At 60.6% G+C, this 18,043-nt stretch carries 15 protein-coding genes; 7 read left to right on the top strand and 8 right to left on the bottom strand.

All coding sequences use genetic code 11. The features are described from left to right. Positions 1 to 42: 42 nt before the first annotated feature. Positions 43 to 3,495 (bottom strand): GMC family oxidoreductase N-terminal domain-containing protein, encoded by a 3,453-nt coding sequence (locus AACY50_RS20870; RefSeq protein ID WP_339430267.1) that lies wholly within the window; start codon positions 3,493 to 3,495, stop codon positions 43 to 45. Positions 3,496 to 4,203: 708 nt separating this feature from the next. Between AACY50_RS20870 and AACY50_RS20865 the strand changes: the two genes are divergently transcribed. After that, entirely contained in the window at positions 4,204 to 4,476 is a 273-nt protein-coding gene (locus AACY50_RS20865; protein WP_339539073.1) for a hypothetical protein, read from the top strand. A gap of 69 nt (positions 4,477 to 4,545) precedes the next feature. On the opposite strand, the gene etfB is transcribed toward AACY50_RS20865, so the two are convergent. The 6 genes from etfB to AACY50_RS20835 all read right to left on the bottom strand — a co-directional run bounded on the left by etfB (position 4,546) and on the right by AACY50_RS20835 (position 12,312). After that, complete coding sequence (etfB, locus tag AACY50_RS20860; RefSeq protein WP_339430269.1) at positions 4,546 to 5,316, bottom strand: electron transfer flavoprotein subunit beta; 771 nt, start codon at positions 5,314 to 5,316, stop codon at positions 4,546 to 4,548. Positions 5,317 to 5,325: 9 nt separating this feature from the next. After that, entirely contained in the window at positions 5,326 to 6,546 is a 1,221-nt protein-coding gene (gene etfA, locus AACY50_RS20855; protein ID WP_339539072.1) for an electron transfer flavoprotein subunit alpha, read from the bottom strand. After that, complete coding sequence (dgcB, locus tag AACY50_RS20850; protein ID WP_339539071.1) at positions 6,546 to 8,495, bottom strand: dimethylglycine demethylation protein DgcB; 1,950 nt, start codon at positions 8,493 to 8,495, stop codon at positions 6,546 to 6,548. Before dgcB ends, etfA begins: the two co-directional genes overlap by 1 nt. 154 nt (positions 8,496 to 8,649) lie before the next feature. After that, positions 8,650 to 10,710, bottom strand: coding sequence for a dimethylglycine demethylation protein DgcA (dgcA, locus tag AACY50_RS20845; protein ID WP_339430272.1), 2,061 nt, complete (start codon positions 10,708 to 10,710; stop codon positions 8,650 to 8,652). Positions 10,711 to 10,725: 15 nt separating this feature from the next. Then, entirely contained in the window at positions 10,726 to 11,256 is a 531-nt protein-coding gene (locus AACY50_RS20840) for a DUF5943 domain-containing protein (protein ID WP_339464472.1), read from the bottom strand. A gap of 78 nt (positions 11,257 to 11,334) precedes the next feature. Continuing rightward, positions 11,335 to 12,312: a dipeptidase gene (locus AACY50_RS20835; RefSeq protein ID WP_194935229.1), complete on the bottom strand. Its 978-nt coding sequence runs from the start codon at positions 12,310 to 12,312 to the stop codon at positions 11,335 to 11,337. A gap of 234 nt (positions 12,313 to 12,546) precedes the next feature. Between AACY50_RS20835 and AACY50_RS20830 the strand changes: the two genes are divergently transcribed. The 3 genes from AACY50_RS20830 to AACY50_RS20820 all read left to right on the top strand — a co-directional run bounded on the left by AACY50_RS20830 (position 12,547) and on the right by AACY50_RS20820 (position 13,820). Continuing rightward, complete coding sequence (locus AACY50_RS20830) at positions 12,547 to 12,948, top strand: lysozyme inhibitor LprI family protein (protein WP_339464473.1); 402 nt, start codon at positions 12,547 to 12,549, stop codon at positions 12,946 to 12,948. A 103-nt stretch (positions 12,949 to 13,051) separates the two neighbouring features. Further along, positions 13,052 to 13,375 (top strand): helix-turn-helix domain-containing protein, encoded by a 324-nt coding sequence (locus AACY50_RS20825; protein WP_064589571.1) that lies wholly within the window; start codon positions 13,052 to 13,054, stop codon positions 13,373 to 13,375. Positions 13,376 to 13,403: 28 nt separating this feature from the next. Next, on the top strand, positions 13,404 to 13,820 hold the full coding sequence (locus AACY50_RS20820; protein ID WP_339430274.1) for a DUF3010 family protein: 417 nt from the start codon (positions 13,404 to 13,406) through the stop codon (positions 13,818 to 13,820). A gap of 140 nt (positions 13,821 to 13,960) precedes the next feature. On the opposite strand, the gene AACY50_RS20815 is transcribed toward AACY50_RS20820, so the two are convergent. After that, complete coding sequence (locus AACY50_RS20815) at positions 13,961 to 14,905, bottom strand: GlxA family transcriptional regulator (RefSeq protein WP_339464477.1); 945 nt, start codon at positions 14,903 to 14,905, stop codon at positions 13,961 to 13,963. 207 nt (positions 14,906 to 15,112) lie between these two features. Here AACY50_RS20815 and choX point away from each other — a divergent pair, with 207 nt between their 5' ends. The 3 genes from choX (at position 15,113) to AACY50_RS20800 (ending at position 18,042) form a co-directional block, all read left to right on the top strand. Beyond that, on the top strand, positions 15,113 to 16,057 hold the full coding sequence (choX, locus tag AACY50_RS20810; RefSeq protein ID WP_339430276.1) for a choline ABC transporter substrate-binding protein: 945 nt from the start codon (positions 15,113 to 15,115) through the stop codon (positions 16,055 to 16,057). Positions 16,058 to 16,132: 75 nt separating this feature from the next. Further along, positions 16,133 to 17,020, top strand: coding sequence for a 3-keto-5-aminohexanoate cleavage protein (locus AACY50_RS20805; RefSeq protein ID WP_339430277.1), 888 nt, complete (start codon positions 16,133 to 16,135; stop codon positions 17,018 to 17,020). Between the two features lie 56 nt (positions 17,021 to 17,076). Then, the gene (locus tag AACY50_RS20800) at positions 17,077 to 18,042 is read left to right on the top strand and encodes an L-carnitine dehydrogenase (RefSeq protein ID WP_339430278.1); all 966 of its coding nucleotides are present in this window, start codon (positions 17,077 to 17,079) and stop codon (positions 18,040 to 18,042) included. Position 18,043: the final 1 nt, after the last annotated feature.

Here is an 18,043-nt window from a genome sequence, read left to right as displayed (position 1 = left end):
TGGGAGCGGGCTTGCTCGCGAACGGGGCGACTCGGTGTCAAGTCAACCGAGTGCGGTCTTCTCCAGGTGTTCAAGGATGATCGGATACACATCAACCACCGCGTTCTTGCCGAACATGCAGTCGATGTGGCCGTAGCCCGGCACGACCTGCCGGCTATAGCGATCCGGCCCGTGCAGGTCACACAAGCGCTGATAGGTCTTGAGCGTGCTTTGCGGTAGATAACACTGGTTGTCGGCACCGCTGATAAAGCAGATCGGCATGGTCAACCGATCAAAGTGCGGCATATACACATCGTTGCCTTTGAAATCCACCAGATGCCCTTTGCGCACGATCAGCGCCAGATGCTCGAAAGTCTCGATATTCGATTCGCCGAACAGTTCGTGCAGGTTGTCGTGCAGGGTTTCGTTGAGGGTGTCGTGGCGGTACAGCGACGCGTACATAAAGGTGATGCGGTGGCACACCGGGTTGGTGCAATAGCCCTGGGCTTCGATCCGTGCGTAGCCGTTGAGGGCCTTGTCGTAGAGCCTGTTGAACCAGTTCTCCTTGCTGTCGGCGTAAGCCGTCATCGATTTGATGCCGACGGCGTCAAGCATTCCCGGCAGGTGCAGCCCGGCCTTCAACCCCGTTGCGGTGGCAACCACCGTGTCGGCGGCAATCTGCGAACAGACCACCGAGCGCACACCCTGCAACCCGGCCAGCAGCGACATGAAAAACGTCGTCGCGCCATAGCAATGCACCACGCATTGCACGTCTTTGGCAGCGGTTTGCTGTTGAATCTGCGCAATCGCAGCCTTGAAGTCGTACTGGGCGATCTGGTCGCCGTTCCATTCCTTCTTGCTCGCCGGCAGCAGAATGCTCACGCGAAAATCCAGCAGCCAGACGTCGTAATCGTGCTTGCACAGGTATTCGAGCAGGTTGGTCTGAATGGTGTCGGTGGAAAAGATGTTCGAACCCACACCCAAACCATGCACCAGCATTACCGGGCCTTTACTGCCGGCCTGATAGCGAGTCAGGCGCAGTTCGACGCCATCCTCGGTGGGGAAGAAATGCACCGCCGGGGATGGCGCATCCAGCGGCCGTTTCAGCCGTGGTGGCGCGTCGGGGTTGAAGTAGATATCACCGGCAAACACCCCGCCATAACTCTCCCAGAGAATGCCTGCGAAGAACTTGCCAAAGCGCGCCAGCCCTTCAATGCGCTCGCGCTCGTTGCGCGCGTTGAGCACTTTCATGGTGGTCATCTGCTTGGCGAAATCGGTCGGATGAATGTGCATCACCCCGCAGCCGATCACCTCGCCCGACTTGTCAGGCCCGCGATACAACGTCACATAGAGGGTGCTGGTGTCGTGCCAGATGTTCAGCACGCCGTTGTCTTCCGGCACGGTTTTGAACGCGCTGAAGAAATAGTCACTGCCGTCCTCGGCGGTCAGTTTCATGTCGTACTTCATGTGGCGCGTATCGACCTGCTCCTCGAATTGTTCGAACAGGTTGAACACGCCGTTGCTGGCGGTCAGCGGCTGTGGCGACAGCGCCGAGGCATTGACCGTACCGACAATGGTCGCGGCGTGTTCCGGCTCCTTGATCATCCGGTTGAGGTCGTTGGCGGTGATGGTCAGGGTGAAGTCGATCGGCGAATTGTCTGCCTCGCCGCGTTTGGCCGCCGCTTCATAGACTTTCAGATCGGTGCTTTGCGCAGCAGTGAACGCCCGGGAGAAATAGCCCTTCATGGTTTCGGTAAACTGCACGCCAAGGGTCGGCGGCGCCACCTGTTTGCTCGGTGCGGATGGCAGCGTGTAATCGATCTGCCAGCCACGGTCAGCGGCGAGCAAGCCCATATTGCGTTCACTGACGGCGGAGATGGTCAGCAGCGGATTGACCGCCAGCGAGGTCGGAATCACCGCACCGTCAGTCACGTACAGATTGGCGTACACGTCGGTGCCACTAGCACCGCTGAACACCTGGCCCTTGTGGTTGACCACGCCTTGCCCGGCGTCCTCGCCCATCACGCAACCGCCCAGTGGATGCACCGAGACGATGCTGTGCTTGAGCAGCTTGGTCCAGATCGGATTCTCCACCCAGACGCCGCCCAGCGCCTTGGTGCTCTGATACAGCCGATCATTGCCGAGTTTGAAGTTTTCCTGTTCGCCGACGCCTGGCCAGTCGATGCGCAACTGATCCTTGTTATCCAGCACCATCCGCCCCTGGCCACTGTCGTGGCTCATGATCAGGTAGGTCTGCATGTTGTGCAGCGCGCCGTAATACGGGCCGCGCAGGAAGCTTTCGGCCTCGCGCTCCTTGTATTTCAACTTGGCGCTGAAGCGGTCGTCGGTGGCCTTGCCGATCATCTCGGCGAACCCGGCCATGCTTGGCACCATTGGCCGACCAAGAGCGCCGGGGATCGAGCCTTCCTCAATGACCATGCGGCTGCGCCAGTCGCCCTCGGTGCGCATGTCGATGATCGAGGTGATGCACGGGCCGACCGGGTGCAACTCCTTGGCCGGATGCGCGCCGAAACCGATGCCGTTGATGGTCTGCTCGCAGTTGTGGCCGAAGCCCAGGATGTCGCCATTGCCGCTCATGTTCTCGCCGAGCTGGCCGGACATCACCAGGCCTTTGTCCCGGGAGCGCAAAAGAATCTCGGTGGAGCCCAGCGTGCCGGCGGAGACCACCACAATGTCGGCCTTCACGAACAGCGTCGGCGCCGAGAACTTCTCGCGACCGCTGTCCAGATACTGGAAGTGCACGATCCAGCCATCGCCGTCACGCTCCAGGTGTCGCACTTGGGCCTGACAGAAAATCTCCGCGCCGTGGTTCCAGGCGTCCGGCAGATAGTTCATCAGCGTGGTGTTCTTGGCCTTGTTGTTACAGCCCGAGACGCAATCGCCACAGTGGTTGCACGGCAGTTGTTCGACGCCGACGTGGTTGAGGTTGTTCGGCAGTTTGTCGAAGGTCACGTTGATCGGCGGCTTGTAGAAATGCGCGCCTTGCTTGAGGTACTCCGCGGACTTTTTGTTGGCGTCGAGTTTGGGCAGATTGGGTGCAGTGTCCGGATAAGGATTGGGTTTGAGCATTTCCCGGGCACGGGCGTAGCCGTCCTTGAGCAGCGTGTCGCGGTGTTCACGCACTGCCTGTGGCCAGCGCGGATCATCGAACACGCCGGGCTCCGGCTCCAGCGAGACATTGGCGTTGATCAGCGACGTGCCGCCCAATCCACAACCGACCACCACGTTCTGCTGGGCGTTGACGTGCAGGTCGAACAGCCCGGTGCGCGAACCGATATGCCCGTCGGGGTCGTGCACCTGCAACTCTTCGGTCGCGGCAATCATGGTGTTGGGGTATTCGCCGGGCTGGATTTCCCGGCCTCGCTCCAGCAAACACACGCGCTTACCGGCACGGGACAGGCGTGACGCAGCAATGCCGCCGCCATAACCGGAGCCAATGACAATGACGTCGTAGTGTTCCTTGATCTCGCTGATGGGCGTTGCGATCCGTGTCATGTGGTGGTTCCTCTCTCAGGCAGATGGGGCAACTCTGCGGTTGCCTGCAATCAATGGGCGAACGGGCACCTGGCCTGCGGGCTAGCCCGGCGACAGCACATCGGTTTGGGCGGATTTAACGGCTACAACTGAGCGCGTTGATGGGCAGCAAGACGCGCCGAGCGCTTTCGCGACGAAGGCGGCGCTGGCGCGCAGAACTTGCGGGGGGTGGGGGCTGATCGATGGGGATGGCTATCCATCAGGCGTTCTCCCTGAACCAGATGTGGATAAGTAGTCGCTGTCCTTGTGCCATCAAAGTGAAGACAGGGGCCGGATCGAAGTCAAGGCAACGGCTTAGACCTGTATGAAATCTGATCAATTGCTATTTGGACTATAGCCAGCGGGGCTTGCAGGGTTTGGCGAACAAGTTATCCACACAGCCACCCACAGCAAATGGGGACAACTGTGGATGACTGGAAAAATAACTGTCTGATTTGTGAAGAAAAATCGTGACTTATCCAGAACCACGGTTTGTGCGTCAGATTGATCGTTTTTTGATCACATCCTTGTAGACCACGTTTCACATGGCCTGCAGAGGATGGCGAACACGTTATCCACAGAAGCGCCAACAGAGTTCGGGGGTAACTTTGCCCGATCTGTGGAAAAGCGCTGGAGGCTGCGTCATTTCGAGGCTTTCGTGGCAGTTCTACGTGGAATCGGATGAATTGATTGTTTTTTGATCAAATCTTCGCAAGCCACGGTTTGTATAGGCTTCAGCGGACAGCGAACATCTTATCCACAGAAGCGCCAACAGAGATTGGGGGCAACTCGCTGAGTTATTCAGGGGAAAAACCCAGAAAAAACCGCAACTTAGACTGGTTGTTTTTTGAACGAATGGCTGCAGGGCTTGATTGGCGTGCGGTGTGGGGATGGGCGAACACCTTATCCACAGATCCGCCAACAGGGATTGTGGGTAAACACCAGGCAGACAATATTTTTTGACGAACGCTGGCCCCCTGTGGGAGCGGGCTTGCTCGCTCCCACAGGGGGCCAGCGTCTGGAAGATTGGGGCTAGCGGACAACGCCTTCTTCAATCAGGAGTTTGAGAATGGCTTCGGCGCCGGCTTGCGCCGTGACGCCTTTCAATACTTGCCCACCACCGCCACTGGCCTTGGCCGTGGCCGCTTTCATCCGGTCCGCACCGCTTTTGGCCTTGATCACTTTCAAGCGTTTGGGCCGTGGCTTGGCCGGTTGCAGCGTGGCGACGGCCAGCAGTTCGTCGTCCAGCACTTCCACGTCTTCGGCGTTCAACACGCCACGGCGCGCCGGACCATAAGCGCTTTGCCGAGGTTTCGGTGCAGCGTTATCCACAGTCGCCAGAAACGGCAGCTTCACCTTCAACCGCCGCCGCTGCCCACGGGGCAAGGCTTGCAGCACCAGCGCCGAGCCGTCATTGATCGACTCGACCTGCGCCAGCCCGACCACCAATGGCCAGCCCAAACCCTCGGCCAGCAGAAACGGCAACATCCCCGAACCTTCGCCGGTTTCCGCCTGACTGCCGGTCAGTACCACCTGCGCGCCGGCATCGCGCAGGTACGCGGTCAGGGCGGGCAGTGCATCGGCGCCCTCGGGTTGTTCCAGCACATGCATCTGTGTAAGCCCCATGCCCAGATAGGCGCGCAACGCCGGTTCCGCAACATCGCCGGCATGCAGCACTTGCAGGTTATCCCCAGCCAGTTGCAGGCCCAGCTCCACGGCGCGTGCGTCCTGTTCGGCGCGGCGTGGCCGGCCGGAGGTCGGGTGGGCGCCGATTGAAACCAAACTGATGATTTTTGTGTTCATAGCCGTTCCTTAAGCCGCATCGCGCTTGGCGTCGTTGCGGTAAGCCTCAACCGCCGCGATCAAGGCCTGAAGAATCTGCGCGCTCTCGCCGATCACCGACAGGTCGGCACGTTTGATCATGTCGCAACCGGGATCAAGGTTGATCGCCACCACTTTGTCGCAGGCGCCGATGCCCTGCAGGTGCTGGATCGCCCCGGAAATCCCCACGGCCACGTAAACCCGTGCCGTAACCCAGGTGCCGGACGCACCGACCTGACGGTCACGCGCCATGAAGCCGTCGTCCACCGCGACCCGTGATGCACCTTCGGTGGCGCCGAGGGCGGCGGCCGTCTGGTGGAACAGTTGCCAGTCTTTGACGCCGTTGCCGCCAGAGAAGATGAACTCCGCTTCGGCCATCGGAATCGCCGCCGGATCGACCGCCACCGCGCCCAGATCCTCGATGCGCGACAGGCTGCGCGCAACGGTTGTGGATAACTCCACCGGCAAGGCCTCATGACGGGTTTCGCTGACCGGTTCGGCACATTCGGCCGAGGCCAGAATCAAGCGTGCGACCGGCCGTGCCAGGTCTTGCAGGCCTGCGCCGGCACGGCCGATACACGCCTGATCCTTGACCTGCCACACCCGTGTCGCCGGGCGCTCACCCAAGGCGGCGGCAAAACGCCGACCGAGCTCGCCGCCACCCGTGCGGCTGTCCGGCAACAACCAATGACGTGGACTGAACTGGTTATCCACAGCGCGCAAGCCCTGCACCCGTTGCTCCGGTGCATAACCGCTGAACTGGTCGCCTTCCAGCACCAGCAAGCGATCGACGCCCGCGGTGGCGAAGGTGTTTTCCTTGTGTTCGCCAAACACCACGGCCAGCACCGCGCCGTCGTTGCCGGCCAATTGATGAGCGAGGCCAAGCAGGTCGCGGTCGTGACTGCTTAAACGGCCGCCGACCATGTCCGGCACCACGCTGATGTAGAACGCCGGGGCCGCTACCTGGTGCAACGGCAATTGCACTTCAACCGTGGCCGAACGTTTGACCGCCCCGCCCTGCTGCGCGCCGCTGCGGTCGATGCGTTTGAGGCCGTTCGGCCCGATAAAACCGATGCCATGCAGGTTCTTGCGGATGACGCCGTTTGGGCCCATCCAGCTATGTTGCGCCGGTTGCATGGCCGCGTGCAGCGGGTGCAGACGGTTACGGGCAATCCATTCGGCGCGTGGGTCGCGGCGGATAATGTCGCTCATCAGTGGGCCTCCGCTGGTTCACGTTTGGCCGGCGTAGTCGGCTTGCCTGGCGCGGCATCTTCGAGCAGCGCGTCGGCCACCAGTTCGGCGATGTCCTTGATCAACGGACGCGGTTCGACCACGCCTTCGAGCATCGCCGTGCACTGTGGACAACCCACGGCCACCAGCTCGGCGCCGGTTTCGCGGATGTCTTCCATGCGCATGTCGGGAATCCGCTGTTTGCCCGGAACATCAGTGATCGGCGCGCCGCCACCGCCGCCGCAGCAACGCGAACGGAAGCCGGAACGTTGCATCTCTTTGACTTCGATACCGAGGGCACGCAGCACTTCACGCGGCGCCTCATACTCGCCGTTGTAACGGCCGAGGTAGCACGGATCGTGATAAGTCACGCTGTTGCCTTTGTGCTGACCAAGGTTGAGCGCGCCGGCCTGAATGATTTCGGCCATGTAGGTGCTGTGGTGCTGCACCAGATAGTTGCCGTCGAAGGCGCCGTATTCGTTTTTCAGCACATGGAAGCTGTGCGGATCGCAGGTGACGATGCGGTTGAAACTGTATTTGGCCAGGGTCTGGATATTGCGTTTGGCGAGCGACTGGAAGGTTGCTTCATCACCAAGACGTCGGGCCACGTCGCCGCTGTCGCGCTCTTCGAGCCCGAGCACGGCGAAGTCGACCTTGGCCGCTTTCAGCACTTTGACGAACGCACGCAAGGTGCGCTGGTTGCGCATGTCGAAAGCACCGTCGCCGACCCAGAACAGCACGTCGGTGGATGTCTTCTCGCTCAGCAGATTGAGGTTCAGATCCGCCGCCCAGTTCATCCGCCCGCCCGGAGCGAAACCGCCAGGGTTATCGGTAGCGATCAGGTTTTCCAGGACTTCGGCGCCCTTGTTCGGGGTGGCGCCTTTTTCCAGCGTAAGGTGACGGCGCATGTCGACGATGGCGTCGACGTGCTCGATCATCATCGGGCACTCCTCGACGCAGGCGCGGCAGGTGGTGCACGACCACAGGGTTTCGGCATCGACCAGACCGTTGACGATCGGTTGATGCGCATTGCCGCTGTGTTCGCCGACCGGTTTACCCGGATAAGGGCTGCCAGCGAATTTGGCGTCAGTGCCGCCGGCAAGGCCGACGACCATGTCCTGAATCAGTTTTTTCGGGTTCAGCGGTTGGCCGGCGGCGAAGGCCGGACAGGCTGCTTCGCACTTGCCGCACTGCACGCAGGCGTCGAAACCGAGCAACTGGTTCCAGGTGAAATCCTTGGGTTTTTCCACGCCCAGTGGCGCAGTTGGATCATTCAGATCCAGAGGCTTCAAACCGGTGGAACGGCCACCACCAAAGCGCTCGGCGCGGCGGTGCCAGGCCAGGTGCAGGGCACCGGCGAAAGCGTGCTTCATCGGCCCGCCCCAGGTCATGCCGAAGAACAATTCCGACACGCCCCACAGCACACCGACGCCGAGAATCACCGCCAAAATCCAGCCGCCGAAGTTCTCCGGGAGAATCCCGGCCACCGGCAAGGTCACCAGGAAGAACGACGCCGAGAACGCCAGCAGGCTTTTCGGCAGGCGCATCCACGGGCCTTTCGACAACCGTGCCGGCGGATTGCGCCGACGCAGGTAAACGAAGATCGCACCGACGAACATCACGGCCGTCATCAGCAGCAAGGCATACCCGAGAATGCGGTTATGCAGGCCGAAACCGTGTACCAGAATCGCCAGCACGATCGACGCCACCGCGCCACCCGCCGTGGCGACGTGGGTGTTGGCGATGTATTTGTCCCGCGCCACCACATGGTGCAGATCGACCATATAGCGCTTGGGCATGGCAAACAGGCCGCCGATCAGGTCGACCTTAGAGGCCCGGCCACGACGCCACATCGCTACCCGCCGCAACGCGCCGAGGACACCGAGGCCCAGGGCTGCGAACAACAGGATTGGAAGAAGGGTGTTCAACATAGGTGAAGCTCCCACCAGTACAGCCTGGAGAAACACGGTCTGCATTAATGTGGGAGCGGGCTTGCTCGCGAAAGCGCTGGATCAGTCAGCTCATGTCGAACTGACAGAATGCATTCGCGAGCAAGCCCGTTCCCACAGGGTTTTGTGCTCGCCGTCAGAAATCCTTGCAGAGCCGCAGGGCGTCATAAATGGCGGCGTGGGTATTACGCTGCGCCACGCAATCGCCGATGCGGAACAGCAAGTAGCCGTCACCGGTGGTGCTCAGCGATGGCTGCGGCTGGATCGCGAACAACGCTTCGACGTCGATCTGCCCCTTGTTGCGCGAGCCCTCTTTGAGCGCGTAGTAGATTTCCTCGTCCGGACGTACGCCGTTTTCCACCACCACCTGATCGACCACCCGCTCCTCTTTGGCACCGGTGTATTCGTTCTCCAGCACCGCGACGAGTTTGTCGCCTTCGCGGTAGACCTTCTCCAGCATCATGTCGCCGGTCATGATCACTTCTTTCGGGTACATGCTGCGGTAGTAGGTCGGGAACGACGTACCGCCGATGGCCACGCCCGGTTTGATGTCGTCGGTGACGATTTCGACCTGGCTGCCCTTGTCGGCGAGGAAGTCGGCGACCGACATCCCGGTGAACTCGCAAATGGTGTCGTAGACCAGCACGTTCTTGCCCGGCGCAACCTTGCCGTCAAGCACGTCCCAACTGCTGACCACCAGCCCTTCGGCGGCGCCCCAGTGTTCGTTCTGCTCCAGGAACGGATGCCCGCCCACTGCCAGTACGACCACGTCCGGACGCAGGTCCATGATGGCCGCTGCATCGGCAGCGGTGCCCAGACGCAGGTCGACTTTCAGTCGTGCCAGTTCCAGTTGGAACCAGCGGGTAATGCCGGCGATCTGGTCACGTTGCGGCGCTTTCGACGCCGTAGTGATCTGCCCGCCGATGAATTCCTTCTTCTCGAACAGGGTCACGTCGTGGCCACGTTCGGCCGCCACGCGCGCCGCTTCCATCCCGGCAGGGCCGGCACCGACCACCACAACCTTGCGTTTCGGTCCGGTGGATTTCTCGATGATGTGGGGCACGCCCATGTATTCACGGGACGTTGCAGCATTCTGGATACACAACACGTCCAGACCTTGATACTGGCGATCGATGCAATAGTTGGCGCCGACGCACTGTTTGATCTGGTCGATCTGGCCCATCTTGATCTTGGCGATCAGGTGCGGGTCAGCGATGTGCGCACGGGTCATGCCGACCATGTCGACGTAACCCCCCTCAAGAATCCGCGTGGCCTGGTTGGGGTCCTTGATGTTCTGTGCGTGGAGCACTGGCACCTTGACCACTTCCTTGATCCCGGCCGCCAGATGCAGGAAAGGCTCCGGTGGATAACTCATGTTGGGGATCACGTTGGCCAGGGTGTTGTGAGTGTCACAACCCGAGCCCACCACACCGATAAAGTCGAGCATGCCGGTGTCGTCGTAATACTTGGCGATCTGCTTCATGTCTTCGTGGGACAAGCCGTCCGGGTGGAACTCGTCACCGCAGATACGCATGCCCACGCAGAAGTCGTCACCGACCTCGGCGCGCACGGCTTTCAAGACTTCCAGACCGAACTTCATCCGGCCTTCGAAGGTGCCACCCCATTCGTCGGTGCGCTTGTTGACGCGCGGGCTCCAGAACTGGTCAATCATGTGCTGGTGCACGGCGGACAGCTCAACGCCGTCAAGCCCACCGGCCTTGGCCCGACGCGCGGCCTGAGCGTAGTTGCCGATCACCCGCCAGATTTCTTCCGGCTCGATGGTTTTGCAGGTCGCGCGGTGCACCGGTTCACGGATGCCCGATGGCGACATCAGGGTCGGCCAGTTGAAGCCGTCCCAACGCGAGCGACGACCCATGTGAGTAATCTGGATCATGATCTTGGCGCCGTGCTTGTGCATGGCGTCGGCCAGATTCTGGAAGTGCGGAATGATGCGATCGGTGGACAGGTTCACCGAACTCCACCATTCCTGCGGGCTGTCGATGGCGACCACGGACGAACCGCCACAGATCGCCAGGCCGATGCCGCCCTTGGCTTTCTCTTCGTAATACTTGACGTACCGGTCGGTGGTCATGCCACCGTCAGTCGCGTAGACCTCGGCGTGCGCAGTGCTGAGCACGCGGTTGCGGATGGTCAGTTTGCCGATCTGGATCGGCTGGAACATTGCTTCGAAAGCCATGGCGGGTTCCTCGACTTACAACGGCTTGACGGTGAACAGGCCGTCATCGTGGCCTTCTTCGGAGCCACCGTAGACTTGTTCGGCCACGGTGCGGATGTTGCTGCCACGGGCTTGCAGAATCTGATCCATGGCGCCGGCAAACCAGCCGGTGAACATGTAGTCGACCTTGCGCCCGACCTTGCCGTAGACGTAGACGAACGCCGAGTGTTCGAGCTTGACGCTGGCGGTGCCTTTGTCGAGGTCGATGTCCTGGATCTTGAACAGGCCCCAGCCGCGCTGCGACAGGCGTTTCATGTAGTGTTCGAACACCGCGCCGCCTTCCAGGCCGTGGCATTCAGCTTCTTTTTCACACCAGTGCCAGGCGGATTTGTAGCCGGCCTTGTAGAGAATTTCGGCGTAGGCGTCGGCGCCCAGCACTTCCTCGATGCCCATGTGGTTGTTGACGAAAAAGTGGCGCGGCACGTACAGCATTGGCAGGGCGTCTGAGGTCCAGACACCGGTCTCGCTGTCGACTTCGATTGGCAATTGCGGGGCGATCTTGGCCATGGAAACTTAACTCCAGAAAAATTGGTGTGTTGCCCTCGGCGCGGACGGCCGAGGGAAAGGATTCAGAAGTGCGGTGGCTTATTCGCCCCAGACGTCCTTCAGGACGTTCACCCAGTTCTCGCCCATGATCTTGCGCACCACGCGCTCGGAGTGGCCGCGTTTGAGCAGGGTTTCGGTCAGGTTCGGGAACTCGCCGACGGTGCGGATGCCCAGCGGGTTGATGATCTTGCCGAAGCTGGTCAGACGACGGGCGTAGCCCTTGTCGTGGGTCAGGTATTCGAAGAAGTCCTGGCCATGGCCCTGAGTGAAGTCGGTGCCGATACCGATGGAATCTTCGCCGACAATGTTCATCACGTATTCGATGGCTTCGGCGTAGTCGTCGATGGTCGAATCGATGCCCTTGGCGAGGAACGGCGCGAACATGGTCACGCCGACGAAACCACCGTGGTCGGCAATGAACTTGAGTTCTTCATCGGACTTGTTGCGCGGGTGCTCTTTGAGCCCCGACGGCAGGCAGTGGGAATAGCAGACCGGTTTTTTCGATTCGAGGATGACTTCCTCGGAGGTCTTGGAACCGACGTGGGACAGGTCGCACATCACGCCAACGCGGTTCATCTCGGCGACGATCTCGCGACCAAAACCCGACAGGCCGCCGTCACGCTCGTAGCAACCGGTGCCGACCAGGTTCTGGGTGTTGTAGCACATCTGCACGATGCCGACGCCGAGCTGCTTGAACACCTCTACATAGCCGATCTGGTCTTCAAAGGCGTGGGCATTCTGGAAGCCGAACAGGATGCCGGTCTTGCCCTGCTCTTTGGCGCGACGGATGTCGGCGGTGGTGCGCACCGGCATCACCAGGTCACTGTTTTCGCGGATCAGCTTCTGGCTGGCAGCGATGTTGTTCACGGTCGCCTGAAAGCCTTCCCACACCGACACAGTGCAGTTGGCCGCCGTCAGACCGCCCTTGCGCATGTCTTCGAACAGCTCGCGGTTCCATTTGGCAATGATCAGACCGTCGATAACGATGCTGTCGGCGTGTAATTCGGCTGGGCTCATCAGGCGTCCCCTTATTGGCAATTCATGCGCCGAATCGTCTGCCGGCGCTTTGGGGCCAGCATATGCCTCGGTGCGGGGGCGACCGGGTGCAAAAACGACAGGGGAATTGCCGAAAGCGTCAATCCGCGACAAAGGGTCACTAACCGCCCCGAACGGCCACCTGTTCAAGCCTGCTCGCTTAAGCCAGAATCTGGCGCATCTTGCAAACACCACTGGATAAGAGCGGCGACATCAATGAAATCGATCTTCCTGGCTTTGGCCCTGATTGCGACCGGCGTACACGCCGCCGAAGAGTCCGACAACAACCCGTGCGACGCCGTCGAAAACGACATCCAGACCCTGGAATGCTCGACCTACAGCCGCACCACCGCCGAAGACCTGCTCAAGGACAACTACGCCAGCCTTACCGAACGCATGCAAACGGCGTACGGCAAGAATCCGGCGCAACTGGCCGACATCACCGCCAAACTCAAAACCGCCCAGCAGCAGTGGCTGAAGACGCGGGATGCGGATTGCGCGGTGGAGGCTTTCCCGGCGACGGCGGGCAGCAAGGCGTTCAAGATTGCGCAAAATGACTGCGTGGCGCGGATGAGTGATGAACGGTCGGAGTTTCTGGAGTCGATTGGGCAGGAGTGATTCTGGAAGTTCGGCAACATGCCGACAAACGTTGTGGATTGGCCGACTGGAAAATATAAGTAAAGATTCGAATATCTTATAAAAGACTTATATTCCCAGCGCCATGAATCAATCTGCCGACATCCAAATCATCAACGATGCCGAGGGCAACCCCGCCTTCGTAGTCATTCCCTACGCTCAATACGTCGCACAGAAAATGCAGCCCGACCTGATCCCGCATGAGGTGGTCAGTCGAATGGTCGACGGGGCGACACCGATCCGTGCCTGGCGCGAACACCTGAACCTGACTCAGGAAGAAGTGGCCAAACGTCTGGGAATTTCCCAGCCGGCGTTCGCTCAACAAGAAACAGTAGCGAAGCCACGCAAGGCAACCCGCGAGAAAATTGCAGCAGCGTTTGGCATCACGCCCAATCAGCTTGAGTTGTAGGCTGGCCTCTTCATTCAAAGGAATTCCCATGAACATCTGCGGCATCGAAATCAAAGGCAGCGAAGCGATCATCGCCGTGGCCTCCCTTGACGGGGCAACGCTGAGCCATGTGGCGCTCAACACCAAGAAAATCGCCCTCGAGGATGATGACGAGGCGGCAAACGTTAAACGCTTCGCAGCGCAGGTTGCCTCGTTTGTGCGCGAACATTCGATTGACCGGATTGCGATCAAGAAGCGCAGCAAGAAGGGCGAATTTGCCGGTGGGCCAACGACGTTCAAGATCGAGGGTGTGTTTCAGTTGTTGGATGGTTGTGAAGTGACGTTGTTGTCGCCACAGACGATCAACGCGCAGGCCAAGAAGCACAACGTCGAGCTGCCGGGGACGCTGAACAAGTATCAGCATGAGGCTTATAAAGCCGCTTGTTCGGCGTTGGTGAAGAAGTAACCCGATCTTCCAGACAAAGAAGATCAAAAATGTGGGAGCGGGCTTGCTCGCGAAGAGGGCGTGTCAGTCGACTGCATTGTTGAATGACACACCGCATTCGCGAGCAAGCCCGCTCCCACATGGGTGTCGTGTGCACCCGTTCAGGTTTGGGCGGTATGCCGGTCTTCGCGGGGGCAGCGGGCGAATTTTGCCCGGTAGCTGCGGGTAAAATACGACGGCGATTCAAACCCGCAGGCGATGCTCACTTCCAGCACGCTCATGTCGGTCTGGCGCAACAACTGCTGGGCCTTTTCCAGCCTTAACCGCAGATAGAAATTGCTCGGCGTGTCGTTCAGATGCAGCCGAAACAAGCGCTCCAATTGCCGGCGCGTCACCTTGATCGATTCCGCCAACGCCAACGTGGTCAGCGGCGGTTCGCTGTGTTGTTCCATCTCGCCAATCACCTGAACCAGTTTCTTGTTGTTGATCCCGTAACGCGTGGCGACTTCCATGCGTTGGTGATCTTTGCGCGGACGAATGCGCCCCAGCACGAATTGTTCGCTGACCTGAATTGCCAGTTGCGGGCCATGGGCCTGGGCGATCAGGTCGAGCATCAGGTCGATGGACGCCGTACCGCCGGCCGAGGTGATGCGCCGACGGTCGATCTCGAACAGCTCCTGGGTCACGCTGAGCTGTGGATAAGATTCCTTGAAGGCGTCAATGGCCTCCCAGTGCAGGGTCAGGCGATGGCCATCGAGCAGGCCCGCCTCAGCCAGAACGAAGCTGCCGGTGTCGATGGCGCCGAGGGTCACGCCTTCGTTGTCCAGCCGTCGCAGCCAATGTTCAAGCGTCGGCGTGGCGAACTTCAGTGGTTCGAACCCGGCCACCACCCATAACGTCGCGCCTTTCTTCAGCGGTTCCAGCGCCGCGTCGGCGTTGACCGACATGCCGTTGCTCGCCAGTACCGCCCCGCCGTCAGCGCTCAGCACATGCCAGCGGTACAACTCGCCGCGAAAGCGGTTGGCGACCCGCAGCGGTTCGATTGCCGAGATAAAGCCGATGGCGGAGAACCCCGGCATCAGCAGGAAGTAGAAATCCTGAGACATGTGCGCACTCGATTCGCGGGTAACGAGAGGGAGGGTAGCGTGGCTCGTTGATACGCCGATTGTCGTCAGCGTTCAAGCGCGCAGGTCGCTACAGTGCAAGTGCCAGTCGCCGCAGTGCGCTTTCACGGGGGCGTTGCTGCGTAACTTTGCATCACCGGCGCAACAGACGCCGGAACTCACAATAAACAACCTGCCGAGGAACCCGACATGAAACGACTGATCAGCAGCTGCGTTCTTGCACTCAGCGGTACCGCTTTCTTGAGCGCCAGCGTCATGGCCGCCGAACCCGCGTCTTGCCAGAACGTGCGCATGGGCGTGGTCAACTGGACCGACGTGATCGCCACCAGTGCCATGACCCAGGTCCTGCTCGACGGCCTCGGCTACAACACCAAACAAACCAGCGCGTCCCAGCAAATCATCTTCGCCGGGATCCGCGATCAGCGTCTGGACCTGTTTCTCGGCTACTGGAACCCGCTGATGACCCAGACCATCACCCCGTTCGTCGAGGCTAACCAGGTCAAAGTCCTTGACGCTCCGAGCCTCAAAGACGCCCGCGCCACCCTCGCCGTGCCGACGTATCTGGCTGACAAGGGCCTGAAGACTTTCGCCGACATCGCCAAGTTCGAGAAGGAACTGGGCGGCAAGATCTACGGCATCGAACCGGGTTCGGGCGCCAACACGCAGATCAAGGCGATGATCGCCAAAAACCAGTTTGGCCTCGGCAAGTTCCAGTTGGTCGAGTCCAGTGAAGCGGGGATGCTCGCCGCCGTCGATCGCGCCGTGCGTCGCAAGGAAGCCGTGGTGTTCTTCGGCTGGGCGCCGCACCCGATGAACGTCAACGTCAAGATGACCTACCTCACCGGCAGCAATGACGCCCTCGGCCCGAACGAGGGCATGGCCACCGTGTGGACCGTCACCGCGCCGAAATACGCCGAACAGTGCCCGAACATCGGTCGCCTGCTGAGCAATCTGACGTTCACCGCTGAAGACGAGAGCCGGATGATGCAACCGCTGCTCGATCACAAGGACGCCTTCGAGTCGGCCAAGCAGTGGCTCAAGGATCACCCGGCAGACAAACAGCGCTGGCTCGAAGGTGTGACCACTTTCGACGGCAAACCGGCCGCTGAAAACCTGCAACTGACCCGCAAATAACGTCCTCCTGAATCACCGTTTCGCAGCCCGCAAAGGGCTGCGAACAGCCCCATCACGCCTGAAGGAAACCGACACATGAACCACGACGTCATCATCACCTGCGCACTCACCGGTGCTGGCGACACGACCGCCAGGAGCCCCCACGTACCGGTCACCCCAAAACAGATTGCCGCCGCCGCCGTGGAAGCGGCCAAGGCTGGCGCCACCGTTGTGCACTGTCACGTCCGCGATCCGCAGACCGGCAAGTTCAGTCGCGATGTGGCGCTGTACCGCGAAGTGATGGAGCGCATCCGCGAGGCTGACGTCGACATCATCGTCAACCTCACGGCCGGCATGGGTGGCGATCTGGAAATCGGCGCTGGCGAGAAGCCGATGGAGTTCGGCCCGAACACCGATCTGGTCGGCCCGCTGACTCGTCTGGCCCACGTCGAAGAACTGCTGCCGGAAATCTGCACCCTCGATTGCGGCACCCTGAACTTCGGCGACGGCGACACCATTTATGTCTCCACCCCGGCACAACTGCGCGCCGGCGCCAAACGCATCACCGAGTTGGGCGTGAAAGCCGAGCTGGAAATTTTCGACACCGGTCACCTGTGGTTCGCCAAACAGATGATCAAGGAAGGTTTGCTCGATAACCCGCTGTTCCAGCTGTGCCTGGGCATTCCGTGGGGCGCGCCGGCCGACACCACCACCATGAAAGCCATGGTCGACAACCTGCCGGCGGACGCGGTGTGGGCCGGGTTTGGTATCGGCCGGATGCAGATGCCGATGGCCGCGCAAGCGGTGCTGCTGGGTGGCAACGTGCGGGTCGGGCTGGAAGACAACCTGTGGCTGGACAAAGGCGTGCTGGCGACCAACGGTCAACTCGTTGAGCGTGCCACCGAGATACTCAGCCGCTTGGGCGCCAGCGTCCTGACCCCGGCCGAGGGCCGGAAAAAAATGGGCCTGACCCCGCGCGGATAAATCATCACTCATTTGCCCGCTTCCACAGGTTTCTACGAATTATTCAGGATGTGACCATGAGCTTTATCACCGAAATCAAAACCTTCGCCGCGCTGGGCAGCGGTGTTATCGGCAGCGGCTGGGTCGCCCGCGCCCTCGCCCACGGCCTCGATGTCGTGGCCTGGGATCCGGCGCCCGGCGCTGAAGCGGCGCTGCGCAAACGCGTGGCCAATGCCTGGGGGGCGCTGGAGAAAAACGGCCTGGCGCCGGGCGCGTCGCAGGATCGCTTGCGCTTTGTCGCGACCATCGAGGAGTGCGTGCGCGACGCGGATTTCATTCAGGAAAGCGCTCCGGAACGCCTTGAACTGAAACTGCAACTGCACAGCAAAATCAGCTCGGCCGCCAAGCCCAATGCGCTGATCGGCTCCAGCACCTCGGGCCTGTTGCCGAGCGAGTTCTACGAGAGTTCGATCCACCCGGAACGCTGCGTGGTCGGCCATCCGTTCAATCCGGTTTACCTGTTGCCGCTGGTGGAAGTGGTCGGTGGCAAGAACACCGCACCGGAAGCTATACAAGCGGCAATGAAAGTCTACGAATCACTCGGCATGCGTCCGCTGCATGTGCGCAAGGAAGTACCGGGATTCATCGCTGACCGTCTGCTCGAAGCGCTGTGGCGTGAGGCGCTGCACCTGGTCAACGACGGGGTGGCGACGACTGGCGAGATCGACGACGCGATTCGTTTTGGCGCCGGTTTGCGCTGGTCGTTCATGGGCACCTTCCTGACCTACACCCTCGCCGGTGGCGATGCCGGAATGCGTCACTTCATGTCGCAATTCGGCCCGGCGTTGCAGTTGCCATGGACGTATCTGCCGGCACCGGAGTTGACCGACAAGTTGATTGACGATGTGGTCGATGGCACCAGCGATCAGTTGGGCAGCCACAGCATTTCGGCACTGGAGCGCTATCGTGATGATTGCCTGCTGGCGGTGCTGGAGGCGGTGAGGACTACCAAGGAGAAGCATGGAATGAGTTTCAGCGAATAAT

It is taken from the genome of Pseudomonas sp. RA_15y_Pfl2_54, from assembly GCF_963971015.1.
In the GTDB taxonomy this organism is placed as follows: domain Bacteria; phylum Pseudomonadota; class Gammaproteobacteria; order Pseudomonadales; family Pseudomonadaceae; genus Aquipseudomonas; species Aquipseudomonas baetica_A.
The sequence above is the reverse complement of the archived record's forward strand: the minus strand, read 5'-3'. Positions and strand labels throughout refer to the sequence as shown.